The sequence below is a fragment of the Chryseobacterium sp. CBTAP 102 genome, from assembly GCF_003201365.1.
GTDB classification, from domain to species: Bacteria; Bacteroidota; Bacteroidia; order Flavobacteriales; family Weeksellaceae; genus Chryseobacterium; species Chryseobacterium candidae.
Map to the genome: position 1 here is coordinate 175,425 of NZ_QICX01000003.1, position 26,322 is coordinate 201,746.

Here is a 26,322-nt window from a genome sequence, read left to right on the forward strand (position 1 = left end):
ATTTTGCAATGGGTAAAAACACCAAAACTGATGCCAAGCGGTAAATAACGTAAAGAGATAAAGACTATGAGGATTGCTGGGTTCTGACTTCCCATTTTAAAAATTACATCGTACATTTGTTAGATGGAAATGTTGGACATTCTGATTATCGGGGCCGGACCTATCGGGTTGAACTGCGCCCTTGAAGCTCAAAAAAACAATCTTAGTCATGTAATCATAGAAAAAGGAACTATTGTCAATTCATTATACAATTATCCTTTGTACATGCGTTTTTTCTCCACTGCCGAAAAACTGGAAATAGGTGAAATTCCATTTATTTCTACCGCTCCAAAACCGGGAAGACAGGAAGCCCTGGAATACTATCAGGGAATCGCCAGACAAAAGAACCTGAATATCAACCTGTATGAAAAGGTTCTGGGTGTTTCAAAAAAGGATGAAATATTTGAGATCAAAACCACCAAAGCAATCTATCTGGCTAAAAATGTAGTCATTGCTACCGGGTTTTATGATATTCCAAACCTTATGAATGTTCCCGGTGAAAACCTTCCTAAGGTTAAACATTATTATACGGAGCCTTACCCTTATGCAAGACAGAAAATTGTTGTTGTAGGATCCAGCAACTCGGCTGTAGATGCAGCATTAGAAACCTACAGAAAAGGGGCTGAAGTAACGATGATCGTCCGTCATTCTGAGATTTCAAAAAGTGTAAAATATTGGGTAAAACCGGATATTGAAAACAGAATTACAGAAGGAAGTATTAAAGCTCATTTTAATGCAGAAATGATGGAGATTAAAGAAAATTCTGTGGTTTTTAAAGATGAGAAAGGAGAAACTCATGAAATTGACAATGATTTCGTACTGGCGATGACCGGCTACCTTCCTGATTTTGATTTTCTGAAAAATTCAGGAATAGAAATCAACGGCGACTGCCTCAATCCATTTTATAATCCTGAAACCATGGAAACCAATATTTCTAATCTCTATCTTGCAGGAGTAGTTTGCGGAGGAAAAGATACCCATCTTTGGTTTATTGAAAACTCCAGGGTTCACGCGAATATGATCATCAATACCATTCTTTCAAAATCTTAATCGTAAACGACTAGTATATAGTAAAAGTTTGCGGGCAATTTCTACGAAATTGCCCGCAAACTTTTTATTTTTAAATTCATGAATCAAAGGTCTATATAATCTCTTTTTCTACCTTATTTTTATCCTTAAGCATCCATGGAATGATAAAGTAAAAGCCAATCGCAATAAATACTGCAAGCAGTCCGGTTCCGATCCATAGTACATTGAATCCTAATTTTTCTGCAATGAGTGTTCCTATATAAGGTGTAATGATAAAGGCAATAGAAAACGACATTCCGTTCAATCCCATATAAGCGCCTTTGTTGTTTTCTCCCGAACGTAATGCCGTAATAGTTGACATAAAAGGGAGGGTCCATATTTCTCCTACACAAAGCAGTGTCATAGACAATACAAGCGTAATCAAACTGTAATCGAAAGCAAGCATAGCGTAGGAAATACCACACAGGAAAGTCCCGATCAACATCGTAAAAGCTAATGTGAAATACTTCTCAGCAATCTGTACCAGTCCCATTTCAAGCAGTACAATCAGGAAACCACTGTATCCGAGAATATACCCGATATTCTGCTGGCTCAGGTGTGCTGTATCCTTATAAAATATCGTCAGAGTACTGAACAACTGGAAGAAACATATGGAAAACAACATACAAAATACGCAGTAAATCAAGAATTTACCGTCACGATAGGGTGAGCTTTCCTTTTTAATAACAATCGCTTCTTTTATCTTTTTCGCTTTCTCTTTCGCCAGTCTTGCACGGTCTTTAAAAAACCAGATATACATCAATCCTGCAAGCAAAGCAGCCAATGCATTGCTGAAAAACAGAAATTCATAAGAAATAGCCGACAAAATACCACCCAGCGCCGGACCAATGGAAAATCCAAGATTAACAGCCATACGATTGAGCGAGAAAGCACGGGTAATATTTTCAGGTTTTGCATATTTGGTAATCGCCACCGAGTTGGCCGGACGGAACGTTTCACTTACAATACTTTGGGCTAAAATAATTCCCGCCAGACCAGCTTCCGTTGTAAAAAGCGGAATCAGACAGAATAAAGGAACGCTGAGCAGTAAACTCAGGCTCTGTACCCTATATTCTCCTATTTTATCCGTGATCATACCGCCCAGCCATGATCCAATGACCGAACCTATTCCAAAAAAACTCAGTACAATTCCGGAATTTTCAATACTGAAATGTAAATGATTGGTCATATAAACTCCCAGAAACGGAAGTACCATAGAACCGGCCCTGTTGATGAGCATTACCAACGCCAGCATCCAACTCTCCTGCGAGAGTCCTTTGAAAGAACTCGTATATACGTTAATTAATCTCACAATACTATTTTGGGGAAATTTGAAAGTGCAAAATTAGCTAAAAATAACCCAAAAAGCCTCTATTTAAAACCTTTTTCATCAATAATTTCCATACAAACAGCCTGTCAGTGTAAAAATGGATTATTTTAAATATAAAATCCAAAGACTTTTATAAAAATCGTAAATTGCAGTAACAGTAAGGCTATTTAAGCTAAAAACCTCTTCAAAACACCATAAAATTTAATCAATACTAAGAATGGTAACCTACGAAAATTTACATGATACGCTATCCTTTTACAGTATTGACTGCCGGCAATCCTATTACATTTCTTCCGGGAAACCCATTTTCAAATTCCCTAAAGCTCCTTTCAGGATGGATTATTACGCTCTGTGTATCTGTACTGCCGGAGAAATTAATATTGAGATAGACCGTCAGAAATATAAAATAGAAGCCCACAGTTTTCTTATGGCAGCTCCTTCCACGATTGTAAAATTTGTAAAGACGAGTAAAGATTTTACGATGAAACTGCTGTTCTTCGACAAGAATTTCCTGATTAAAAATATTTCCAATCCTTTTATTATTGAAAAAATGAATCTTTTTCCCAAAGGTTCATACAGCATCGTAAAAACTACGGCAACAAATTCTTCACTCCTGCAAAATCTTCTGGACTACCTTGATAAAAAATCGAAAAAGCAGGGAAAGTTTACGGAAGAGATTATCCGTACCATTATTTTCAATCTTCTGCTGGAGACTGCTGAGATTATGGAACAGGAAAATGCTTCCAATCCGGAAAAAGAAGAAGGGAAAAAAGACCTTTATCTCAAATTCAGTAAACTGGTCCGTGAAAATATCACCAGGGAACGGGGGGTTCAGTTTTATGCAGACCAACTTCATGTTTCCAATAAATACCTCATTGAAATCATTAAGAAAGCAAGTGGAAAAACCCCTCATGAGGTTATTGATGAAGCGCTGCTTAAAGAAGCTTATGTCATGCTTGGAAATCCCGGGATCACCATATCAGAAATTGCCTTTGAACTTCAGTTTAATTCGGCGTCAGCCTTCGGCCGTTTCTTTAAAAAACATACGACGCTTTCACCTTCGGAATACAGAACTAAAGAAAATATTCAGTCATGAGAATTTGGGGATAATAATTCTGAACTTGAGGATATATATCGCTTTCTGAATAGAGGTACCTTTATACTGTTAATTAAAAACAATAAAAGATGAGTACGATCAATTCAAAATTCGATAAAGTTTTAAATGCCTCTGAGCAGTTCGGCAAAGTAAACCACGAACCGGATTCAAGTAAAGAAGTTCAGATTAACACTCCTGAAAAGACGATGCCTTTCTCCGACCAGATCGGAAATTACCAACGTAATAAAGGTATTCCTTTGCAATCTTACGAAAACAGTAAAATCTATATTGTAGGAAGCGGAATTGCCGGTATGTCGGCAGCGTATTATTTTATCCGTGATGGCCGTGTACCAGGCAAAAACATTATTTTTCTCGATCAGCTGAATGTGGAAGGCGGATCTCTGGATGGAGCCGGTAATGCCAAAGACGGTTACATCATACGTGGAGGAAGAGAAATGGATATGACCTATGAAAATTTATGGGATATGTTTCAGGATATTCCTGCCCTGGAGCTGCCTGCGCCTTACAGTGTGCTGGATGAATACCGCCTCATAAATGATAACGACCCGAACTATTCCAAAGCAAGACTCATTCATAACCAGGGACAGATCAAGGATTTCAGTAAATTCGGACTTGAAAAAAAGGATCAGCTGGCCATTGTAAAATTGTTGCTAAAGAAAAAAGAAGAGCTGGACGACCTTACCATTGAAGATTATTTTTCTGAATCCTTTCTTAAAAGTAATTTCTGGTTTTTCTGGCGTTCTATGTTTGCCTTCGAAAACTGGCACAGCTTACTGGAACTGAAACTCTATATGCACAGATTTCTTCATGCCATTGACGGAATGAAAGACTTCTCATGCCTTGTTTTCCCAAAATATAACCAGTACGATACGTATGTAACTCCATTAAAAAACTTCCTTGTGGAAAAAGGAGTACAGATCCAGTTCAACACTTTGGTAAAAGATCTTGATATTCATATTAGTACGGAAGGAAAAACATTAGAAGGAATCATCACTGAGCAAAATGGCGAAGAAGTAAGAATACCGATCGGTAAAGACGACTACGTAATTGTAACTACCGGATCTATGACTGAAAGTACGTTCTACGGAGACAACAATACTGTTCCCGAAGTTACGATAGACAACAGCAGCGCCGGACAAAGTGCCGGATGGAAACTGTGGAAAAATCTTGCAGCGAAATCTGAAGTGTTCGGAAAGCCTGAAAAATTCTGTAGTCATATTGAAAAATCTTCATGGGAATCTGCTACGTTAACCTGTCGTCCATCTGCCTTTACAGAAAAACTGAAAGAACTGTGTGTAAATGATCCTTATTCAGGAAGAACAGCTACGGGAGGAATTATTACCATTACAGATTCTAATTGGGTGATGAGCTTTACCTGCAACAGACAGCCGCACTTCCCTACCCAGCCGGATGACATTCTTGTAGTATGGGTATACGCTTTACTGATGGATAAAGAAGGTAATTTTATCAAAAAGCCAATGCCTCAGTGTACCGGAAACGAAATTCTTGCTGAGCTATGTTATCACCTTGGAATGACGGATCAATTCGATAACGTTATAGAAAACACCATTGTACGTACAGCATTCATGCCTTACATCACTTCTATGTTCATGCCTAGAGCAATGGGAGACCGTCCGAGAGTAGTTCCTGAAGGATGTACCAACTTAGGCCTTGTAGGACAGTTTGTAGAAACCAATAATGATGTTGTATTCACTATGGAAAGTTCTGTGAGAACGGCAAGAATAGCTGTTTACAATCTTTTGAATCTTAATAAGCAGGTTCCGGATATCAATCCATTACAATATGATATCAGACATTTATTAAAAGCTACCCAGGCTTTGAATGACTATAAACCTTTCTTAGGAGAAGGAATTTTAAGAAAAATATTAAAAGGAACTTACTTTGAACATATCCTTGTAAACCGTCCGGAAGAACAGGAAGAGCATGAATCTTTCCTGACCAGATTTCAGGAATGGGTAAAAGGAGTAAAAGGCTAAAAGATCATCGAATAAAAATATCTTTAATCAAAAATCAATCACATGGATTTTATAAATTAAATATCCAAACCCCACCTATCAGGACAAGGATTTCCTGAAGTAGAATCTTAAATTTCAGATTTTGAACTATTAAATAATAAAAGCAAGACTTCATGTAAGTCCTGCTTTTGTTTTATGATCTGTTCCTGAAAATTATTCAGGTTTATAAGAATCTTTCAAAGTTACTGTTCGGTTAAATACCAATGTATCATCTGTAGAATCCTGATCTTTTGTAAAATATCCGATTCTCTGGAACTGTAATGGTTCTCCCACAGCAACGTCTTTCAGGCCTGGCTCAGCAAATCCTTTTACCGTTGTTACAGACTCAGGGTTGATGAAGTTTAAGAAATCTACATCTTTTTCCGCATCAGGCTGTTCCACTGTAAACAGTTGGTTGTAGATTCTTACTTCTACAGGAATAGCATGTTTTGCAGATACCCAGTGTAAAGTTCCTTTTACTTTTCTTAAACTTTCCTCTGTTCCGCTTCCCGATTTACTCTTCTCATCATAGGTAGCATAGATGGTTGTTATCTCACCATTTTCGTCCTTCTCTACCCTTTCAGCTTTGATGATATAGGCAGATTTCAAACGAACTTCTCCACCCAGTTTAAGTCTGAAGAATTTATTGTTAGCTTCTTCTTTGAAGTCTTCACGTTCAATATAGATTTCTCTTGAGAATGGTACTTCTCTTGTTCCTGCATTTTCCTGTTCAGGATTATTCTCAGTTTCCAACCATTCTTCTTTGTCTTCCGGATAGTTTTCGATCACCAATTTCACGGGATCTACAACTGCCATCACACGCTTGGCAACCTTATTCAGGTCTTCACGCACGCAGAAATCAAGCAACTGAATTTCGATAAGGTTTTCTCTTTTTGCTACTCCTACTTTCTCAATAAAGTTTCTGATAGAAGCAGGAGTAAATCCTTTTCTTCTCATCCCTGAAATGGTAGGCATTCTAGGATCATCCCATCCGGTTACAACCCCTTCAGCAACCAGTCTCTGAAGCTTTCTTTTGGAAGTAATCATATAGGAAACATTCATCCTTGCAAATTCTCTCTGCTTGTTTTTAACTCTTCCTTCTTCGTAAACCTGATCTAAATACCAGTTGTACAAAGGTCTGTGGTTTTCAAACTCCAAAGAACATAATGAATGCGAAATTTGTTCGATATAATCAGATTCACCATGAGCCCAGTCGTACATTGGATAAATTTTCCAGGCTGTACCTGTTCTGTGGTGAGGCTTATTCAAAATTCTGTACATCACAGGGTCACGCATATTCATATTGGGCGAAACCATGTCGATTTTTGCACGAAGAGACATTGAACCACTTTCAAATTCTCCGTTTTTCATCCTTTCGAATAAATCCAACGATTCCTCCACAGGACGGTTTCTGTATGGAGATTCAATTCCCGGTTCTGCGGGGTTCTTTCTTTGCTCAGTAATCACTTCAGACGGCTGCTCATCTACGTAAGCTTTTCCTTCTTTAATTAACTGAACTGCCCAATCGTAAAGCTGCTGGAAGTAATCGGATGCGTACAAAACTTTATCCCATTTGAAACCTAACCATTCAACGTCTTTCATGATAGAATCTACGAATTCCTGTTCTTCTTTTTCAGGGTTCGTATCGTCAAAACGAAGGTTTACGGGAGCATTGTATTTTTCACCAAGACCAAAGTTGATGCAGATAGCTTTTGTATGCCCTACATGCAGATATCCATTCGGTTCAGGTGGAAAACGGAAACGGATCTGATCTCTTTTCAGACCGTTTGCCAAATCATCTTCTATAATTTGCTCAATAAAATTGAGTGATTTTTTTTCTTCTTCCATTAAAGTAGCTTTTATTTTTTAGCAAAAAAAGTTTCACAAAGTTACGGAAAAATAAGCTTTTGTAAAAGTGATAATTTAAAAGCCTCATTGATTGTAATTCAATACTTTTCACTAACTTGGGAAAGCTAATACCATTTTAACCCATTACCCATTATGGCCGTTTATATCTTAAGCAACCGGAAAATTATCCGGCATAAAGGCGAAAAAGTAGACTCTTTTTCCAATGAAGAATACTCAATTCCTAATTTCAGAATCGCTAAATGTGATTTTGACAACTATAAAGAACCAAGCGCTCAGGCCAAAAAGAAGAAAGATTACACCAACAGAAATATTTTAAATTACCAACTTTTTTCTGAACCCGAAAAACCTGGTTATGAGGAAGTTTTAGACGCTCTGTTGAGTGAAAAAGGAATTAAAAAATCCGCTCTTACAGCCAATAATCTTGGCGGAACCCAAAGGATGTTTTATGAACTGTACAAAAACATGTCTTCCACCAAAGACAGAAGTGATGTAATGATATTCATCCATGGTTATTTGTATGATTTTGATGATGAATTAAAGGCTATCCTTGATCTTAAGAAAATATTCATTGATAATCCCGCGTCTCCTGTAGAGCATATCTTATTTGTGAGCTGGCCGGCCTCCGGCAGTATCATCCCATTGAGCTATTTTGATGATAAGGCTTCCAGTATCAATTCCGGAACATCTTTGATGAGAATGTTTTATTTCTATACTCAATTTTTAAAAGATATTTTTTCCAACCGGAATCTTACTCCCTGCAATCAAAGAATACATTTAATGGCACACTCTATGGGAAACAGAGTGCTTCAAAGCATGTTATACAGCCTTAAAAGGGAAAATATCCTTCGTGTCATTGACCAGGTTGTACTGCTGAATGCTGATGTGAGCTATAAAGTATTTGAAGATTCAGAGGACTCATTTAATAAACTTCCTTTATTGGCCAACAGGATTTCTATTTACTTGAACAGACAGGATATTATTCTGGGGGCTTCTCAGTTTACAAAAAACATTCTCACCCCAAGACTTGGCAAAAACGGTCCCAGCGGAATTGATCAGTATAAAGATATTGTGTCTGTTATTGATTGTACCTTCGTAAAAGATGATCTTCTGGACAGCTTTAAATATGAAGTGGGAAACCATTGGGGATATCTTTCAAGCTCGCAGGTACAAAATGATATCTTCCAGAATTTATACGGAATTGACAGAAATCTTATCACCAGCAGAACAAAAGATAACGAAAATATTTTCACAATTATTTCTTAACAAATAATTAGAAGAATTCTTAAAAATAAACCCTATGTTAAAATCAGCTCTCAATTGCAGTATGGCACAGAGATTGCTAATTCATACATTAGGGAAATATAATTTTTTATTATGGGACAGATTAAAAAAAGGGTTTCTTTTATATTAAATTATTTAAAGAAAGCCATCTTTGTAAAAGATGTGATTTAATTGAGTAACAACCTTTAAATCAAAAAAATATCCGAACCACAGCTACCAGGTCTCCCCTACAGACCGGATAAAAAAAATTTATATATTCTGAACAGGAAGGGATTGCCATGCTAAAAGAATGCAACCAACCAAACTCATATTCAAAACTATTCAAACATTTCAGAGGAATTGTTAAATGTTACTAAATAATTCTCCATATGTTGTATAATTAAAAAAAGTTATCGACATTTACTTAACAATCAAATAAAATTATTATCATGAAAAATCTAAAAAAAATCAAAAGAGGGGAATTAAAAACCATCAAAGGAGGAAGACCGCCTCTTGGGTGTAACAGCTGGAATCCGTCTGCAATGTGCTGCAGATCATGGCAGCCGGATTATTGTGGGCAGACGACCTGTCCAGATTCACCTGCACCGTTATGTTAATTACTTTTGTTATATTTGAACCATAGCAGCTCATTTCTGAGCTCCAGATCAGATTCAAAATTATTGACAAATAAAGCTCCAGTGCCTAAACCTTGAGGCATTGGATTTTTTTTGGTAAATGTATACTGAGCAATGGCATTCAAGCCGATATTACTCTCCAGAGCTGAGGTAATCCACCAGCCTGTATTCTGATTTTCAGCCAGGGAAATCCACTCATCAGATCCTGAAAAGCCGCCTACCAGGGCAGGTTTTAAAATAATATATTGAGGCTTAATTTTTTCTAAAAGCTGTCTCTTTTTTTCAGGATCAGTAATTCCGATCAGTTCTTCATCCAATGCAATCGGAATAGGCGTTTTTGTACATAACTCTGCCATATCATCCCAATTTCCGGCTTTGACAGGCTGCTCAATGGAGTGGATATGAAGATCGGCAAGCTGATGTAAAATAATTAACGCTTCCTCTTTACTGAATCCTCCGTTAGCATCCACACGAAGTTCCAGCTGATCTTTGGAGAACTTTTCTCTTAATTTCTGAAGAATAACGTGCTCAGATTTCCAATCGACACCAATTTTTAATTTAATACAATGAAATCCTTTATCCAACTTCTCCTGAATCTGTTCTTCCATATATCCCGCATCGCCCATCCATATCAGCCCATTAATGGTAATGGCAGATTTTCCTTCGGTAAATTCACTTGGAAAATAAAGACTGCCACCATATTTCAAATTCTGAATGGCCTGCTCATAACCAAACCAGATCGAAGGAAACTCTTTCAGTTCCTTCTTCAAAAAAACACTGTCCTGATTGATATTTTCACAAAGCCATTTCAGTTTTTCTTCATAATCAGGCCTGTCATCAAAACTCAGTCCTCTGAAAACAGCACATTCCCCTACTCCTTTTCTTCCTTCTTCGGAAATAGTCAGAATAAAGGTCTCTTTATCAAGCAAAACGCCTCGAGATGTTCCACTCGGGCGTTTAAATTGTAATAAATATTGTAAATACGTTGCTTCCATTTACTTCACGCTGTCAATACGCATAAATTCTTCAGCTTTTTCTACCATTTCAATACTTCCACAGAAGAAAGGAATTCTCTGGTGAAGTTCTGTAGGTTCTACTTCAAGAATTCTTCTGAATCCGTCTGTTGCTTTTCCTCCTGCCTGCTCTGCAAGGAATGCCATTGGATTACATTCGTATAAAAGTCTTAATTTACCATTGGGAGCCTGTGAATAAGATGGATAAATATAAATTCCTCCTTTCAGCATATTTCTGTGGAAGTCTGCAACCAAAGAACCAATATATCTTGAAGTATAAGGACGGTCACCTTCTTCCATCTGGCAGTATTTAAGATAATTTTTTACTCCCTGCGGAAATTTGATATAGTTTCCTTCATTGATAGAATAGATTTTACCTGTTTTTGGGAAAGTCATGTTAGGATGAGAAAGATAATACGTTCCTAAAGATGGATCTAATGTAAATCCGTTTACTCCGTTACCAGTTGTGTAAACAATCATGGTAGATGAACCGTAAATAACATATCCCGCAGCAATCTGATTGACACCTTTTTGTAAAAAGTCTTCAAGCTGCACAGGAGTTCCCGGTTCTGTAACTCTTCTGTAGATGGAGAAAATAGTTCCTACGGAAACATTGACATCAATATTGGAAGATCCATCCAAAGGATCAATTAATACCACATATTTGCTTAAATGTCCGTTTTCACCACATTTAATATCAATAAAATCATCATTTTCCTCAGAAGCAATACCACAAACAACCTCTCTCTGAGATAAAGCCGTAATAAAAATTTCATTAGCGATCACATCCAATTTCTGCTGCTCTTCCCCTTGAACGTTCTGGTTTCCTGCAGCTCCTGTTATATCTACAATTCCGGCTTTATTTACTTCTCTGTTTACCACTTTCGAAGCCAATCTTATTGCACTTAGAAGACGAGAAAATTCACCTGTAGAATACTGAAAATCGTCCTGTTTATCTATAAGAAATTCTCCTAAAGTCTGTAATGGTTGATTTGACATATTTTTCTTTTTACGTTTTGCCCAAATTTCGGAAAATTTATCGCATTAAGAAAATTTAATTAAAAAAGAGATTAATCACTGTATTTCAGGGAGATACAAGCAAAACACAACATAATATCAGGGTTTTATTGAAAATATGACCTCCAAATTTGCCGCTTAATGTCTGTAAAAAATTCAGATTATTTCATGAATTGTTGATTTTAAGGAAATCTTAATTCTATCTCCGCACATGGCTATTTCATATCTCGTTGTAAATTTATAATTTTGACGTCCGTAAAAAACTCATGTAATTTTTTATCTAACAATTTTATTTTTAACAATTTAATGAAAATTTTCAAGTTTGGTGGAGCATCAGTAAAAGATGCCGACAGTGTAAAAAACGTGTCCATGGTTCTAAAAAGCCAGGGATTTGCCAAATGCTTGCTGGTAATTTCAGCAATGGGTAAAACGACCAATGAGTTGGAAAAAGTTGTAGAACTTTATTTCAAAAAAGATAACTATCAAACTGAGATTGAAAAGATAAAACGAAAACACATTGAGATTGCGGAAGGACTTTTTCCTGAAAATCATGCTGTTTTTACTGAAATCAAAGTTTTTTTTGATGATATTGATTCTTTTTTAAGAAGAAATAAATCGCCCAACTACAACTTCGTATACGATCAGGTGGTAAGCTGCGGCGAAATGATCTCAACAAAAATAGTGAGTGAATACCTGAATGAAATTCAGTTTACAAATCAATGGCTGGATGCCAGAGATTATATAAAAACCGATAATTCTTACAGAGAAGGTACGGTAGACTGGAAAAAAACGGAAGAATTTATTTCTCATCTTAATCCTGAAATATGCTATGTAACTCAGGGATTTATTGGTTCAGACGACAACAATTTTACGGTAACCTTAGGAAGAGAGGGTTCTGACTACTCTGCTGCTATTTTTGCTTACTGCTTAAATGCTGAAGCAATGACAATCTGGAAAGATGTACCGGGAGTAATGACCGGAGATCCGAGAAAGTTCAGTGATGTAACTCTTCTTTCCAATATTTCTTATGAGGAAGCTATTGAAATGGCTTACTATGGTGCAAGTGTTATTCACCCGAAAACCCTGCAGCCACTACAGCAAAAAAACATTCCTTTTTATGTAAAATCTTTCGTAGATCCTACCAAAGAAGGAACAAAAGTAGGTGCTTCCGACAAAAATCAACAGGAAGAATCTTATATTCTAAAAGAAAACCAGGATCTTTTGAAAATCTCTACCAGAGACTTCTCTTTTATTGCAGAAGATCATATGAGCCTGATTTTCGGATATTTATCCAAATATAAGATCAAAGTTTCCCTGATGCAGAATTCTGCGATTTCTCTGGCACTGTGCCTTGAGGATAAATTTAATCATATTGATGAGCTTAACGATGAGCTTCAAAAAATTTTTAAAACCGAAGCAATTAAAAATGTATCTTTATTCACAGTAAGAAATGCGAAGAAGGATCACATTGATAAATTTTACCATGAAAAAAATGTATTATTGGAACAAATCTCCAAGAATACGCTTCAAATGGTAACACAATAATATTAATTGCGACTAAACACACATGAGTTTAATTTCGAAAAACGATCTGATCAAAGCTTCCGGCTTAAATAAAATTGGGTTTCTCAAGAACCCGGTAGCATCTGCTGTGATGAGCATTGCTAAAATAAACGAAGTAAATAAATTATACGACAAACTAAAAGACAAGGAAGGCAAAGACTTTTTCGACTCATTTGTGAGAGAAAGAAACCTAAGCTATGTAGCTTTTGAAGAAGATCTGGCAAAGATTCCGAAAACGGGGCCATTTATTCTGGTTTCCAATCATCCGCTGGGTGCTATTGACGGAATCCTGATGTGCAAGGTTCTCACAGAGGTTCGTCCGGATTTCAAGGTAATGGGTAATTTCCTTTTGGAGAAGATCAAACCGATGGAACCTTATGTGATCGCTGTAAATCCTTTTGAAAACAGAAAAGAAGCTTACAGCAGTTCTTCGGGAATGCGTGAAACACTCAAGCATTTGCAAAACGGAGGCTGTGTAGGTATTTTCCCGGCAGGAGAAGTTTCCAACAAGAATAATCCTTACGGAGAAATTTTAGATAAGGAATGGGAAAAAACGGCACTTAAGCTGATCAGAATGGCTAAAGTGCCGGTAGTTCCTATGTATTTCCATGCCAAGAACAGCAGACTTTTTTATCAGGTGGCTAAGCTTCACCCGAATTTACAGACACTGATGCTTCCTGCGGAAATGATGAATGACAGGGAAAAACCTATCAGAATCAGGATCGGGCGTCCTATTACTGTGAAGGCAATGGATGATATGGAAACAATTGAGGAATTGGGAGAGTTTCTGAAACGTAAGGTTTATATGATGAAATCTTATTATGAAAAAAGAAAATCTCTTGCTCAAAGTATCAATCTTCAGAATTTATCTGTAAAATTTCCTTTATTGAAGGAAGAAAATATTGTTCAGAATATCATTGATGAAACGCCTCTCGAAGATATCATTAAAGATGTCGACAAATTAAGAGGAACTGATAAAATGCTTTTCAGTAACGGGAATTATGAGATCTATTTCACAACTTACGAGGAAATTCCATCTATTATGAGGGAAATCGGACGCCAGAGAGAGCTTACGTTCCGTGCGGTAGGTGAAGGAAGTAATCTTCCGTTTGACCTTGATGAGTATGACAAGCATTACCACCACCTTTTCCTATGGGATAACGGTGAGAAAAAACTGGCTGGTGCTTACAGAATGGCATTGGGTAGAGAAGTGATGAAAAAATATGGTGTCAAAGGCTTTTATACAAGCTCTTTGTTTGAGTTTGAGCAGGACATCCACCCTTTCTTTAAAAAGGTGATTGAAATGGGACGTGCCTACATCTGCCAGGAATATCAGCAGAAACCGCTTCCACTCTTCCTTTTATGGAGAGGGATTGTGCATGTATGTCTGAGAAATTCTGATCATAAATTTCTTATGGGTGGTGTAAGTATCTCTAATAAGTTCTCTGAGTTCTCAAAATCGCTGATGATTGAGTTTATGCGTTCTAATTATTTTGATTCTGCAGTAGCTCAATATATCACTCCGAGAAACGAATACAAGGTAAAGCTTCGCGACAGGGATAAAAACATTTTCTTTGAGGAAATGGAATCTGACCTGAATAAGCTGGACAAGATTATTGATGATCTTGAACCTGAATTGAGACTTCCTGTTCTGATCAAAAAATATATTAAACAAAATGCCAAAGTAATTGCTTTTAACGTGGATCCTAACTTCAATGATGCGATTGACGGATTGATGTATATCAGAATCAGTGATCTTCCGGAAAACACGATCAAACCGGTATTGGAAGAGATGAGTGAGCAGATCAGAAAAGAACAGGAAAATAATCCGGCTGATAATCAGTAGGTTTTTAACTTTACGCAAAAAAAGTATGATGAATACTTGCTTTGTATACTAAAACTTACTACTTTTGCATCACTTTAAAACAACGAAGTAAGTCAAACAAAAATATAATGGTTTCTTAGCTCAGTTGGTAGAGCAATGGATTGAAAATCCATGTGTCCCTGGTTCGATTCCTGGAGAAACCACTTTAAAACCTCTGATTAGTCAGAGGTTTTTTTGTATTTTTGCGTATACCAGGGATCAGAAATGATATGGATTATGGGATATATAATTTCATTTTGTAATACCTTAATAGATAATCATAAATAACCATCTCAAACAATCGCTGATTAGAAACAAACAACCGGTTGATATTCATGTGAAAAATGCTACTGAAAAAGCTTTGCAATGATATTCCTAAAGATTGATTTTTATGGTGGTCAATAATATTCCGCAACGCTAAATTACTCTCTTCAATATTAGACATAATAACATTCCGCTCTTCCAAAAAATCTACCGACCTAGTAAAATCTAAATATTTTGGTTTAAACTCCCGATATTTTTTATCCAATTGAGAATTTAATTTTTTATCAGCATTAAATTCCTGTTTAAAAGCTGTATTAAAATCTTTGATCCAATCTAGTTTCTCCTGAACTGAAAGGTTTAGCTTATTCAACATTTCATCAATATAGAAAAGAGAAACAATAATTTTTTCTTCATCATCATAGTGCAGACATTGAAAAGTAAATTCACTGTTTTTGCAAAATAAGGTTTCAGCATCTTCAATGGTATTTTCCCCGTAACGTTCAATTTCTCTATTATAAGTATCAAATATAATGTTTGAAATTTCTCCACTTTCTACAGATTCATATAGGGCTTCATTTATTTTGTCAATAATCTTATTAGAGTTATCAATACTATTTAATTCAAACCTTATTCTTAAATGTGGTTTCGGATCATTATAACGGATAAAAAACCATTTTGAAATAAAATCATTTTCCTGAAAGTATTCTACCAAAGGCTGTGCTGCTTCCTCCAAAATAAGATCTGCTGTTTTCACCCCTGTATAGATTTTCAGATACAGCCATTCAGTTCCCGGAACAAATTTTCTTTTTATCACAACAGTTATTTATTTTTGTGCATGGGGAAAATGAATTCTCTTTTAAATTCATCATTTTCGTTATATAAAAACTCTTCTATAATGATTGACTTTTCACTTTTTACAGCCTGAATAAAAAGCTTTGCCATATCGTAATTCTCCAGATTGATGGTTAAAGTATTATCAAACTTTACCCATTGAATCCACACAGGAGTTTTTCTTTTGCTTCTCCAATTTCTTAGTTTCAGTAAGAAATCTTCTTTATCTGAATTTAATACATCCAAAGAAGAAATATCTTTTTCAGTAATTTTCCATCTGGCTTTTGAAAGAATAATATTATCATATTCTACTCTTGGCAGAAATGTATAAATATGCTCTAATCCACCCCAGCTGAAATAAAGCCCGGATCTGGTATTTTGAGAATACAGATCAGATAAAAAATGATAGACAGGAAGAGTATTTGTATTGTAATTGTGAGCGTTTGTTAAATAAGGAATGATCTTCTTGTTCAATTTCTTTGACCGTAAAACAATTTCATCATTTTTTAAGGAAATATACAAATCCTCAACTTGTATTTGATTTTCTGCAGGCAAAAGCGACTGGGCTAAATAAGGAATTTCATATTGCCTTAAAGTTGGTCTTCTGATTACATTTCCTATTCTTGCTTCTGGTAAATGGATAATTTCTGCCAAAATCACATCAGGATTCAGCTCTTGTTCTTTTTGAGTAATCTTTTTTGTGAGACTCTGAACTTGTGATTTTTCTGAAGAAAATCGCCCTAGAAGATCAGCAGCACTACTTCCGGTACTATTTTTTAATAATAATTTTTTCTGGCTGTTATCAGAAATTATCTCTGTCATTATGGAAATGGTATCCGGTAAATTGTCCCATTTCTCTTCAAAATCTTTGAAATCTTCATCAGATAATGTAATACTATATTGATTATCAGATAAAGCTTCCTGCACCTTTTCATTAAGGATCTGATGAACCGGAGTAAGCTCAATATTCTTGTTTTGATTTTTTTGTAAAACCGGAAAAATCAGGTCTTCCAAATAAGGATGAATACCTTTTGCAGCAATATTTTGTTTGTAACCAATACCTATTTCATTGTCCAGAACATACAGCAATGGCAACTCCTGTGTTTCAAATCTTTCACTAAAGGCTTTTTTAAATTTTGAAAATTCATTTTCCCTTTGACTCAAAGTGATTTTGTTCAAGATTCTTATTCCCTTTTTTAATTGCCTTTTCCATTCAAAGGACAAATGAGGCAATGCTTTATTATAAAGATCAGTCTGGAAGAGATACTTTGGCTCATATTCTATTGCAAAGTATTTTATTAATTTTTCTATTTCAGCATACCTGGCGATTGGATTATTAATGTTCTGGTCTAATTCATTCAATTTATTTTTTATCGAAATTAAAATTTCAGCTTCTTTTTTTATTTCCCTTCTCTCTAAAATAGTAATGATAGTATCCAAAAAATCGTTTCCCGAAACATTAGGTTCCAATTCGCTTACCAATACCTGATTATTGATGAGTTCTTCTACAAATTCCAGGGCCTCGTCTTGTATGATTTTTTCATCAATCAAAATTTCCGCAATTTGCCGTATCGTTTTTCCTTCTTTTGAAAAATTTAATATCTGCTGTAATTCCTCAGAAAGTGGGGCTAAAGAAATAATATACTCCCTTTTTCCTTCGTTGTACTGGTATTCTATATAGCGGATCCTGCTTCCTACTTTATAAATACTGTTATTAGGAAAAAACAAAAGCTTGTTTCTTATCTCCGGTAGCTGCACAAAATGCTGAGCTAAGGAAACAAGAAAGTGCATATCCAATTTGGTATCTCTAATTTTTTCTGAAATTGGAATTGTTATCATGAGCTTGTCGAAGGATCCCAACCCAACCGATGAAAATAAGCCGAATGGAGTACATCGCGTACTTATTCGGCTATAATATTTTAACAGGGTTTGTTTTAGCTTTTGATTTTCTTTTTCTGAATTAATCCATTTAGCCAGCTCATCATGTAAATCTGGCGAGGCTAAATAAACAGCTTCCTGAAATAAGGGATTGATACAGATTTCCTTCAGTTCTGCATCTGTAATTTCATCTTTGCTACTTATTGTCTGTTGAAAGTTTTTGCGTGAAAATAAAGGAGTACGCACTACATATTCATCAAAAAATTGATATGGAAAACGTGACATTTATTTTTTTGTGTTTTCTTTTAGTTGGTAATCTGGATGACCTAGTTGCCAGAATGCAAAAGCAAAAATATCCGAAAGATTTGAATGCCCATGGGCTACAGTTGTATCATTTCCATGACCTCCCTCATAATCTATTTGAAGTAATACAGGATTTTTTGAAGTATTATTCGACTGTAGTTTAGCAGCAAATTTTGCAGGCTCCCAAACCGGAACTCTAGGATCATTTATCCCTCCGGTTATTAATGTTGCAGGATATTTCACTCCTCTTTTGATATGGTAATAAGCATCCATTTCCAGTAAAGCCTTAAACTCTTTAGGATCTTTTAATGTTCCATATTCATCTACATTGCTACCAATAGTAAGCACATCCCTTAATGTATTGGTTGTTGGCACTTCCAGAATTACAGCTTTAAATAAATCAGGTCTTTCTGTCATGGCCCGTCCTACTGTAATTCCTCCTGCACTGGCGCCCCAAATGGCCACTTTATCTTTTGAGGTATACTTTTCATTAATTAAATATTCTGTACAATCAATTAAATCTCTCCAGGTATTGGGTTTTGTTTCTTTATACCCTCCTAAGCGCCATTTTTCTCCTTTTTCTCCTCCTCCTCGCACATGAGCAATAGCCATTACTCCTCCCTGATTTACCCATAATAAATAGGTTCGGGCAAAGAACGGGCTCTGAGAATATCCGTAAGCACCATATGAATCAATTAGAACCGGATTATTACTATCTAATATAATATTTTTATTGTATATGAGAGATAATGGTATTTCTTCACCGTCCCTTGCTTTTATAGTGATTTCCTTAACTAATATATCTTTAAACTCAGGATAATCTGTGATAGGAGACAAATTTTCAGGAGAAAAAGAATTTGTTTTTATATCATATTTAAAGCGCTGCTCTTCATTCGCCCAACCGGAACAACTTACCCAAATGTCTGAAAAATCTTTTCCTTTTGCTTGCAAACTGATGCTTCCTGAGGAGAAAGGTAGTTTGAGAGGAATACTTTTTCCCTCTTTATATAAGTATAATTTTGCTTCAACTCCGTTTTTTGTAGTTGTGTAATAAATACCATCTTTAGTGAATCTATATTGTCCTATCACCTCATCATTTCTTTCTGGAATAAGAATTTCAGGATTTTTATAATTTGGAGCCATTATATTAGTTTTACAAAGTGTGTAATTTTGAGCGTTATACTGAGATAAAAAATACAAATCATTATCTACCAGCTTTAAAGATCTAACTTTATCTTCTTTCGTATAAAGAGTTTTCCACGTTTTTTTATTTTCTAATAAATCTTGTTTAGGAATTATAAATGTTTGTCTGTAATAATTATTATCAAGTAACATTCCTACGTAATATTTATCATTAGAATCTAAGATAATAGGGGATCTTTTTTCATCTATTTTTAGCTCAGGATTATTTTTAGCAGAAAAAATATCTGTCAATTCTTTTGGATTTGTCCCTATTTTGTATAAAATAGCTTGTGTGTGTTTATAGAAATCCTGAGATTTGGAATCTTTGATTGGAAAATACGTATAGAAAAATCCTGAATTATCATTCAACCACTTTATTCCTCCTACATTTGCGGGCATTGTATTAGTAATTACTTCAGTATGAATATATCTGTTTTTTACATCCATAATAATAACCTCTGCAAGCTCCTTCCCTTTTTCGGCCATTGCAATAGCTACCTTACTTCCAATTAAGTCAGGGCTAATGTGGTTAATTACAAACTCATGATTCTGTTCACTACTCTTATAATTAGCAGGATCATAAAGTAATTCCTCCTTTCCTAAAAACCCTTCCCGATAATAAAGCTTTGCTGCTTTTTCATTACCGTTTTTTTTTAAATAAAAATATTTATCATTATTAGTTATATTTAAATTTGACACAGAATACCCCTGTCTTTTATCAAACTCCAGCCTTTTATCTAAATAAAACTTTCTTTTAGGAATTTGACTAAGAATTAAATTAGTATAATCCGTTTGAGTCTTCATCCATTTCTTTGTTAAAGGACTCTCTAAATTTTCTAAATTTCTGTACTCATCTACGATTTTAGTTTCAAAATATTCATCTGTTGTAGAAACAGATGGAGCAGGATTGCTTTTTTGAGCATTTAAAGGAAGGATACAGAAAGTACTAATAATGATAAATATTAATTGTCTCATTTTTTATCTTCTTATTGATACAGGATTTTGAGGAATTAAAGTTCCTGGTTCATCATTAGCATTATCTAATTGATTATTTCCTCCGTTAATTGCTTTCATTTCACTAATTTTCATTATTTGCATTTTCTTTAATGATAATTTTTTTTCTGATTTAATTGTCTTTTTTTTATCGATAATAATATTTAAAAATCAAACGCAAATAAAAGAATATTTTCCAATGCTACAATAAAAATACAATATGGATTTATAAATCCATTATTTCAAAAATAATTTAAAACACTAATTATCAAAATTTAAATACATTTATTTAAGATTTTTCATGGATTCCTAATTTAATGAATAAAATGTAAATTTGCAGTGTATTTACAAAATGATGAAGTATATATTTCCAATTATAATATTATTGTTTAATAATTTGGCAGGTGCTCAAAACGATAATATTGATAGTTTATCTGAATTCAAATATTCCCAGCTGAAAAATAAATTTTATGATTATTATGATCATAATCAATTTCCGCAGTCTGAAAAAATAGCAAAATATTACCTTCAAAAAAGCTAAAAAATAAAAAAATATACTCGAAATAGCGCAGGGCTATAATCTTATACATTTTAATAAAGATTTTCCCACTGCCTTAAAGTACATTGACAGTTTAGCTGTCATTACAAAAAATATAAAAGGAAACTTCTATCCTGCCAGAACTTTTTTGATAAAAGGAAATCTATATTACAAGAATGATAATTTAAAAGCAGCATTGGATAGCTATATTTTGGGGCCGAAATATGCAAAAGAGCAAAATGGAGTAACTCTTTTTTCATACTTTTTACAACTGGAAAATTTGAGGGCGACATTGATAACTTATTTCTTATTTTTAAAAGAATCTACCTTAGAACGTAGTAATAGCTTTGACATATCTATATCCCATTGAGTCTCATTTTTATTAACTATCCATAGTGTTCTGTCATTCAGATCAAATTCTTCAATAAAACAATAGTAAAGCATTCTTGGAAGTCTTTTTTCAAATCGTCCTTCATTCGTACGCAGAGTAAAATAAAGATAAGGAGAATCTGATTTTTTAAACTTCAAAGATAAAATTTGTTCCTCTCCATACAATTCAGCACCAGATTTCCATCCGCTCAAGCGCTTTACCCTACCTTTATCAGATATAACATATTTACCTTCAAATCCAGGTAATGGCTTCCAGCGTTCATCCGGTAAGTCTCTTAAAGATAAATCGAAAATGGCAGGTGGGCTCTTCTTGTTAATGCGTGGTTTACCTACTTTTTCCCAAAGAGAATTATTGAATATTTCTTTGGAATTAAGTACTGTCCTTATACTGTTTATTTCTTTCAGTAAGGATTTCAGTAACAGACTGTAAGGACAATTTTGAAATATCTAAATCCCATTGTGGATCATTTTTGTTTACGATCACCAGATTCCTGTCTTTAAGATCAAATTCTTCTATAAAACAATAATAAAGTATTCGGGTAATTGCTGTATTATAACTTTTTCCATTACAACTTAACTTAGTATAAAGAAAATATTTTTCACTACCAGACTTTTGTACAAAGAGCGAGGTAATATGCTCTTTCCAAAAAGTTTGGCTTACATTCTGTGTCCAGGTGTTTAACCGTTTTACTCTTCCTTTGTTGGAAATGGCAAAATATTCTTCGAGATCTGGAAACGGCCTCCATCTTTCACCGGAAAGATTTTTCAGCGATAAATTCATGCAGGCTGGAGGATTGCTTTCATCAATAAGCGGCTGCCCGAGCCTTTTCCAAAGTTTTGTATTGAGTATCTTTTCCGATTTACTTTTTCTCTCCGGTATGAAATCTTCTTTAGTAGGCTTATATCCTTTCTCAAACCATAAAAATTTTCCTGTCGTAATATTTTTTTTATTGAGTACTGATAGAATATGAGGCGGATAAATCCCCAAAGTTTCACCAGCTGCATAAATGCTTTCGTAAGAAGCAACAAAATTACCATCAACTGTATATTGGCTCACTGCCTGCTGGTAATTTCCTTTCTTTCCCCTACCGGTACTCAGTGACTTACTATGCAGCTTGCTCACTGTTAACTTCTCCAAATTGCTAAAATGTAGATTAAACCGATTATCGTCTTTAAAAGACATAAGAAATGAATGATCATCCATATCAAATTTTTCAACAAAATGATAGTAGACCAAACGGGCTACTGATCTTCCATATGTTTTTCCTTCGACACAGAGATTACATCTCACATTATAAAAATGAGCCTTTAAATGTTTATTAAAATACCTGAAGGTTTGCGGTTTCATAATTCTGTCCAATATTTTTTGCTCTCCTCCGGCAGGAAGTGGAACCCAACGTTCCAAACTCTTAACTCGTCCATGATTAGAAATAGCATAATTTTCAAAACCCTCTATCAACTTCCACTCTTCACCTGGAAGATCTTCCAAGGAAAGATTGGAAAAAAAATTGTTTATATATTCATCTCCTAATTCAGTAGGTAATTTCATAAGTCAAAAATTTGTTTTGTAAAATTACTTTGACATAATCCAATAACTAATTTAACACGAAATTTTATAATATCAACGATAGCTCTCGTTTTTCAATTTCTGTCTTATCAGGAACATATAAGGACAATCATTTCAGAATAAAATCAATTTCAGTAATGAAAATACATTGCCAGAAAACTATTAAAAATAATATTAAAAAAAAGAATCCCTCCAAACAATTGATGAACAGAGCATTGAATACATAAACAGGCTACACCAATACATTTCATCAAAAAAATAACTCAAAAAACTTGCGTAGTATTACAAAATATTATACTTTTGCATCACTTTAAAACAACGAAGTAATAAACAAAAACATAAATGGTTTCTTAGCTCAGTTGGTAGAGCAATGGATTGAAAATCCATGTGTCCCTGGTTCGATTCCTGGAGAAACCACAAAAGTTGAACACAATTCAACTTAAACAATCAATAAAATCCCTTTTAAACAATGTTTAGAAGGGATTTTTGTTTTAGTGATGTTTACTATTGTTTCATCAAATTTAGTCCTTTTTTGTCCCTTTTTTGTCCCTGAGGACAATTTAAAAAGATTTTCAACTGTATCACAGACTAATTTTGAAACAAAAATAGAACTATGAACATTGCATTTTTTTTAAAAGAGCCTACAAAAGCAACCGAAACAATGGTGTACGTCTCAGCAACCTTAAAAGGTCAGAGACTGAAACGCTCCACAGGGGTAAAAGTAAAACCCTCACAATGGACGGGGACAAAAGTGAGACAACTAGCTCCCGAATCAGCAACTAAAAATCTGAAAATCGAAAACACTGTTAAAATCTTAAAAGAGATTGAGCGGGAGTATTTATTGAAAGAACAGCCCCTATCTAAAGAAATTTTAGAAAAAGAATTTGAACACAAGATTACACCCGTCAACACAACAACTGCTAGAAAAAAAGACGTATTAAGCGTTTTTAATGAATTTATTGATATTAGAAAACAATCTGTATCAGAAAATACTATTAAGACCTATAAAACGTGTAAAAACCATCTTCAAACGTTTTCAACTGAAATGAAATTTGATATGTCATTTCAAAACATTACACTTAACTTCTATGATGAGTTATTGGCATATTTCATTGAAAAAAACTTCTACAACTCTACTATTGGAAAATATGTAACAATACTTAAAACATTTATGAATTGGGCAGGAGAAAGACGATTTCATAATAATATGGAATTTAAAAAGTTCTTAGTTTTCAAAGATGATTCTGAAAAAATAAAGCTTACTCCTGAAATAGTAGAAAAATTGAGAACAACTGATTTCGAAGATGATTATAGTAACATCGTAAGGGATATTTTCATTTTTAGCTCCTATACAGGTTTGAGATTTGTTGATATTCAAAACATGAGACCAGAAGACGTTACAGAAGATTTTTTACGATTACATATCAAAAAAGCTAAAGAAATGCTTGATATACCTTTATTAGATGTACCAAAAGAAATAATCAAAGCTCATACAGAACGCTATGGTAGGCTAAAAATACCTACTAATCAATTCTGTAATAGAGAAATTAAAAAACTTTTTGAAACGATTGGTTTTGATGCTAAGATACGGTTTGTAAAATATTCAGGTAAAAATGAGATTACAGTAGAAAAAAATGCTCACGATTATTTAACAATGCATTATGGAAGGGTATTTTTCATTACCAACTCATTGATTAATGGAATGAACGAAGAGTTTATCAGAGAAATTACAGGTCATAAAGATTACAAATCTTTCAAAAAATATGTTCAGTTTTCACGTGAAATGGTAGCTGACAGCTTACATTCTGCATGGAAAAAATAAAATCATATCTTATTGATAAATTCTTATTTTATCCAAAAATGGAGTAACAAAAATATTCATATAGATATTTTAAGAGCCTAACTATTACAATTCCGTAAATTAGGCTCTTTTTTCATAGATTATACATGTAAGTAAAAATTGCGAAATTTTATTATTCTGAAAAATCAACAAACAACTAAATAAAGTACCATTTTAAACATATAGAATTTTAAAAGGACTATGTTTTTAATCTTACTTAAAATGATGGCTTTTCAGCTACTTTCTGATTTGTTGATAGTGATTATTTTATTTTTAGTGAGTGGGCAACCCTTGTCACATCAGATATTATTTTTGACTTTCTGAACAGTTCCGATACTGACCGAACAAATTTTAGCTGTATCTCTGATAGAATTTCCCTTCTTTAAGTTCTTAATCACTTCCTTATATTTGAATAGGAAATCTTCTATGCTTTCCGTAGAACCTTTCTCACGCCCTTTGTAAGTTCCCCTAGCTTTGGCAAGTGCAATGCCCTCTCGTTGACGTTCTAAAATGGTTTCCCTTTCCATTTCGGCTATGTTTGCCATTACAGAAATAATCAGTTTGAAGGCTTGATTCTCCTTCCCTTTGATTAAACTTTCTATTCCGAGATTATCAACTTTGAGAATAACGCCCTTTTCTTTGAAAAATTCCAAAGTCGTAAGAATATCATACAGGTTTCTTCCGAGCCTGTCAATAGAACTTACCGAAACGTAATTAATCTCATTATTTTCAATCACTTTTATCAGTTCCTTTCCCTGCTGTCTTTCTTTGAAAGGTGTAGAACCGCTAACAATATCAATAAAAACCTTTTCGCCCTTAGCTTGTTTCTCTTCTTGTCTTGCGGTGTTCTGCGCTCCTGTACTGACTCTTATATATCTTGCTTTCATAATTGTAAATTGTTATAAAGCACCCTGCATTTAAGCAAGGTGCAAAGATTAGTATTTTAATTAGTTTTTGAAATAATAGCCGTTAGAACTCATATAATCATACATCAAATGTCTGGCGGTTGCTTCCCAATCAATGTAAATGTAAGAGGGCAAATTTTCAGGAATTGAGCCGTCCTGCTCTAAAATATCCTGCGCAAAGTCTTCATCTGAATTGTACTGTCCGAAATAAGAATCTGAAAGATTATGTAAAAGGTCTTCTACGTCCTTATGGTAGTAGCTCATGCACTCTGCATAGGCTTCTATAACCTCGAAATCATAATCTGAACTATTGATTTGTTCGGCTATTTCGTAAATATGTGTTGAAAGATGGCTTTCACTGATTAGCTTTTGTTTGATAAAGAACTCCGAGCATTCATAGTCCTGAATCATAAATTCGGGGTCTTGCTCGTCTTGGTGTAGTTCCCGCATAGCTTCTAAAAGCTCGTCATAACTTGAATAGTTTGATAATTGAAGCCATTCACCGTAAATGCTTCCTGAATTGTACTTGCTGTAAGTACCGACATAGATTTGGAAGTCCTCCAAACAATTTTGTAACTTTGCCATTGTAAGTAAGTTTTAATTAGCGTTAAGAATTATTTTACACACTCCCCGCTCAATATTCTCAGTATTGACGGGGTTTTTTGTTGATTTATAGTAGTCGAAAACCATGCCAAATGTTATAAAAATAGGGTGATATTCAATGAAATAGCAAAAATATTTTGAATCCGTAGAAAATCTCTCGAAACCTGTTCTAACTTTGGATTGTAGTCTAAAAATATTCAAAAAAAGTGCTGAGGTTTTTACACCTCCCAAAACTTTT

General features: G+C 34.5%; 19 protein-coding genes and 2 tRNA genes. 10 read left to right on the forward strand and 11 right to left on the reverse strand.

What is annotated here, in order from left to right; translation table 11 throughout:
* The first annotated feature begins 123 nt into the window (after positions 1 to 123).
* Complete coding sequence (locus C8D70_RS06075; RefSeq protein ID WP_110366721.1) at positions 124 to 1,089, forward strand: YpdA family putative bacillithiol disulfide reductase; 966 nt, start codon at positions 124 to 126, stop codon at positions 1,087 to 1,089.
* Positions 1,090 to 1,180: 91 nt separating this feature from the next.
* Here the strand turns inward: C8D70_RS06075 and C8D70_RS06080 are convergent, their stop codons facing one another.
* Positions 1,181 to 2,362, reverse strand: a complete 1,182-nt coding sequence (locus tag C8D70_RS06080; protein WP_083688912.1) for an MFS transporter — start codon at positions 2,360 to 2,362, stop codon at positions 1,181 to 1,183.
* A gap of 292 nt (positions 2,363 to 2,654) precedes the next feature.
* Here C8D70_RS06080 and C8D70_RS06085 point away from each other — a divergent pair, with 292 nt between their 5' ends.
* Positions 2,655 to 3,533: an AraC family transcriptional regulator gene (locus C8D70_RS06085; protein ID WP_110366722.1), complete on the forward strand. Its 879-nt coding sequence runs from the start codon at positions 2,655 to 2,657 to the stop codon at positions 3,531 to 3,533.
* 89 nt (positions 3,534 to 3,622) lie between these two features.
* Positions 3,623 to 5,551, forward strand: coding sequence for an oleate hydratase (locus tag C8D70_RS06090; RefSeq protein ID WP_110366723.1), 1,929 nt, complete (start codon positions 3,623 to 3,625; stop codon positions 5,549 to 5,551).
* Positions 5,552 to 5,743: 192 nt separating this feature from the next.
* Here C8D70_RS06090 and C8D70_RS06095 read toward each other — a convergent pair whose 3' ends face one another.
* Positions 5,744 to 7,417 carry a glutamine--tRNA ligase/YqeY domain fusion protein gene (locus C8D70_RS06095; protein ID WP_076596044.1) on the reverse strand — a complete coding sequence of 558 codons (1,674 nt, stop codon included), beginning with the start codon at positions 7,415 to 7,417 and terminating at the stop codon, positions 5,744 to 5,746.
* Between the two features lie 153 nt (positions 7,418 to 7,570).
* On the opposite strand from C8D70_RS06095, the gene C8D70_RS06100 reads away from it, so the two are divergent.
* Both C8D70_RS06100 and C8D70_RS20735 read left to right on the forward strand, forming a co-directional pair.
* Complete coding sequence (locus C8D70_RS06100; protein ID WP_110366724.1) at positions 7,571 to 8,701, forward strand: alpha/beta hydrolase; 1,131 nt, start codon at positions 7,571 to 7,573, stop codon at positions 8,699 to 8,701.
* 446 nt (positions 8,702 to 9,147) lie between these two features.
* The gene (locus tag C8D70_RS20735) at positions 9,148 to 9,315 is read left to right on the forward strand and encodes a bacteriocin-like protein (RefSeq protein WP_168801946.1); all 168 of its coding nucleotides are present in this window, start codon (positions 9,148 to 9,150) and stop codon (positions 9,313 to 9,315) included.
* Here C8D70_RS20735 and C8D70_RS06105 read toward each other — a convergent pair.
* Positions 9,312 to 10,328: an o-succinylbenzoate synthase gene (locus C8D70_RS06105; protein WP_110366725.1), complete on the reverse strand. Its 1,017-nt coding sequence runs from the start codon at positions 10,326 to 10,328 to the stop codon at positions 9,312 to 9,314. The genes C8D70_RS20735 and C8D70_RS06105 overlap by 4 nt on opposite strands.
* Positions 10,329 to 11,345 (reverse strand): class 1 fructose-bisphosphatase, encoded by a 1,017-nt coding sequence (gene fbp, locus C8D70_RS06110; RefSeq protein ID WP_076596047.1) that lies wholly within the window; start codon positions 11,343 to 11,345, stop codon positions 10,329 to 10,331.
* 324 nt (positions 11,346 to 11,669) lie between these two features.
* Between fbp and C8D70_RS06115 the strand changes: the two genes are divergently transcribed.
* The 3 genes from C8D70_RS06115 to C8D70_RS06125 all read left to right on the forward strand — a co-directional run bounded on the left by C8D70_RS06115 (position 11,670) and on the right by C8D70_RS06125 (position 14,954).
* Positions 11,670 to 12,908, forward strand: a complete 1,239-nt coding sequence (locus C8D70_RS06115; protein WP_110366726.1) for an aspartate kinase — start codon at positions 11,670 to 11,672, stop codon at positions 12,906 to 12,908.
* Positions 12,909 to 12,930: 22 nt separating this feature from the next.
* A complete protein-coding gene (locus tag C8D70_RS06120; RefSeq protein ID WP_076596049.1) occupies positions 12,931 to 14,772 on the forward strand; it encodes a lysophospholipid acyltransferase family protein in 1,842 nt (613 codons plus the stop codon).
* 109 nt (positions 14,773 to 14,881) lie between these two features.
* Positions 14,882 to 14,954: transfer RNA gene (locus tag C8D70_RS06125), tRNA-Phe, on the forward strand.
* A 71-nt stretch (positions 14,955 to 15,025) separates the two neighbouring features.
* Here C8D70_RS06125 and C8D70_RS06130 read toward each other — a convergent pair.
* The 5 genes from C8D70_RS06130 to C8D70_RS06155 all read right to left on the reverse strand — a co-directional run bounded on the left by C8D70_RS06130 (position 15,026) and on the right by C8D70_RS06155 (position 22,718).
* Positions 15,026 to 15,868 carry a thiopeptide-type bacteriocin biosynthesis protein gene (locus C8D70_RS06130; protein WP_228402525.1) on the reverse strand — a complete coding sequence of 281 codons (843 nt, stop codon included), beginning with the start codon at positions 15,866 to 15,868 and terminating at the stop codon, positions 15,026 to 15,028.
* Between the two features lie 5 nt (positions 15,869 to 15,873).
* The gene (locus C8D70_RS06135; protein ID WP_110366727.1) at positions 15,874 to 18,048 is read right to left on the reverse strand and encodes a lantibiotic dehydratase family protein; all 2,175 of its coding nucleotides are present in this window, start codon (positions 18,046 to 18,048) and stop codon (positions 15,874 to 15,876) included.
* Positions 18,049 to 20,223 (reverse strand): prolyl oligopeptidase family serine peptidase, encoded by a 2,175-nt coding sequence (locus tag C8D70_RS06140; RefSeq protein ID WP_110366728.1) that lies wholly within the window; start codon positions 20,221 to 20,223, stop codon positions 18,049 to 18,051.
* 856 nt (positions 20,224 to 21,079) lie between these two features.
* Positions 21,080 to 21,616: an NUMOD4 domain-containing protein gene (locus tag C8D70_RS06150; protein WP_110366730.1), complete on the reverse strand. Its 537-nt coding sequence runs from the start codon at positions 21,614 to 21,616 to the stop codon at positions 21,080 to 21,082.
* On the reverse strand, positions 21,540 to 22,718 hold the full coding sequence (locus C8D70_RS06155) for an NUMOD4 domain-containing protein (RefSeq protein WP_110366731.1): 1,179 nt from the start codon (positions 22,716 to 22,718) through the stop codon (positions 21,540 to 21,542). Before C8D70_RS06155 ends, C8D70_RS06150 begins: the two co-directional genes overlap by 77 nt.
* A 362-nt stretch (positions 22,719 to 23,080) precedes the next feature.
* Between C8D70_RS06155 and C8D70_RS06160 the strand changes: the two genes are divergently transcribed.
* Both C8D70_RS06160 and C8D70_RS06165 read left to right on the forward strand, forming a co-directional pair.
* A tRNA-Phe gene (locus C8D70_RS06160) sits at positions 23,081 to 23,153 on the forward strand.
* 196 nt (positions 23,154 to 23,349) lie between these two features.
* The gene (locus C8D70_RS06165; protein ID WP_110366732.1) at positions 23,350 to 24,558 is read left to right on the forward strand and encodes a tyrosine-type recombinase/integrase; all 1,209 of its coding nucleotides are present in this window, start codon (positions 23,350 to 23,352) and stop codon (positions 24,556 to 24,558) included.
* A 317-nt stretch (positions 24,559 to 24,875) separates the two neighbouring features.
* Here the strand turns inward: C8D70_RS06165 and C8D70_RS06170 are convergent, their stop codons facing one another.
* Entirely contained in the window at positions 24,876 to 25,463 is a 588-nt protein-coding gene (locus C8D70_RS06170; RefSeq protein WP_110366733.1) for a recombinase family protein, read from the reverse strand.
* A 60-nt stretch (positions 25,464 to 25,523) separates the two neighbouring features.
* Positions 25,524 to 26,066 carry an antirestriction protein ArdA gene (locus C8D70_RS06175; RefSeq protein WP_110366734.1) on the reverse strand — a complete coding sequence of 181 codons (543 nt, stop codon included), beginning with the start codon at positions 26,064 to 26,066 and terminating at the stop codon, positions 25,524 to 25,526.
* Positions 26,067 to 26,322: the final 256 nt, after the last annotated feature.

Excerpts from the sequence above, each read along its gene's own strand:
- C8D70_RS06105 (WP_110366725.1), bottom strand. The coding sequence starts at position 10,328 with ATGGAAGCAACGTATTTACAATATTTATTACAATTTAAACGCCCGAGT.
- C8D70_RS06120 (WP_076596049.1), top strand. The coding sequence starts at position 12,931 with ATGAGTTTAATTTCGAAAAACGATCTGATCAAAGCTTCCGGCTTAAAT.
- C8D70_RS06175 (WP_110366734.1), bottom strand. The coding sequence starts at position 26,066 with ATGGCAAAGTTACAAAATTGTTTGGAGGACTTCCAAATCTATGTCGGT.
- C8D70_RS06075 (WP_110366721.1), top strand. The coding sequence starts at position 124 with ATGGAAATGTTGGACATTCTGATTATCGGGGCCGGACCTATCGGGTTG.
- C8D70_RS06085 (WP_110366722.1), top strand. The coding sequence starts at position 2,655 with ATGGTAACCTACGAAAATTTACATGATACGCTATCCTTTTACAGTATT.
- C8D70_RS06155 (WP_110366731.1), bottom strand. The coding sequence starts at position 22,718 with ATGAAATTACCTACTGAATTAGGAGATGAATATATAAACAATTTTTTT.
- C8D70_RS06135 (WP_110366727.1), bottom strand. The coding sequence starts at position 18,048 with ATGTCACGTTTTCCATATCAATTTTTTGATGAATATGTAGTGCGTACT.
- C8D70_RS06100 (WP_110366724.1), top strand. The coding sequence starts at position 7,571 with ATGGCCGTTTATATCTTAAGCAACCGGAAAATTATCCGGCATAAAGGC.
- C8D70_RS06080 (WP_083688912.1), bottom strand. The coding sequence starts at position 2,362 with ATGCTGGCGTTGGTAATGCTCATCAACAGGGCCGGTTCTATGGTACTT.
- C8D70_RS06170 (WP_110366733.1), bottom strand. The coding sequence starts at position 25,463 with ATGAAAGCAAGATATATAAGAGTCAGTACAGGAGCGCAGAACACCGCA.
- C8D70_RS06140 (WP_110366728.1), bottom strand. The coding sequence starts at position 20,223 with ATGAGACAATTAATATTTATCATTATTAGTACTTTCTGTATCCTTCCT.
- C8D70_RS06165 (WP_110366732.1), top strand. The coding sequence starts at position 23,350 with ATGAACATTGCATTTTTTTTAAAAGAGCCTACAAAAGCAACCGAAACA.
- C8D70_RS06095 (WP_076596044.1), bottom strand. The coding sequence starts at position 7,417 with ATGGAAGAAGAAAAAAAATCACTCAATTTTATTGAGCAAATTATAGAA.
- C8D70_RS20735 (WP_168801946.1), top strand. The coding sequence starts at position 9,148 with ATGAAAAATCTAAAAAAAATCAAAAGAGGGGAATTAAAAACCATCAAA.
- C8D70_RS06090 (WP_110366723.1), top strand. The coding sequence starts at position 3,623 with ATGAGTACGATCAATTCAAAATTCGATAAAGTTTTAAATGCCTCTGAG.
- fbp (WP_076596047.1), bottom strand. The coding sequence starts at position 11,345 with ATGTCAAATCAACCATTACAGACTTTAGGAGAATTTCTTATAGATAAA.
- C8D70_RS06115 (WP_110366726.1), top strand. The coding sequence starts at position 11,670 with ATGAAAATTTTCAAGTTTGGTGGAGCATCAGTAAAAGATGCCGACAGT.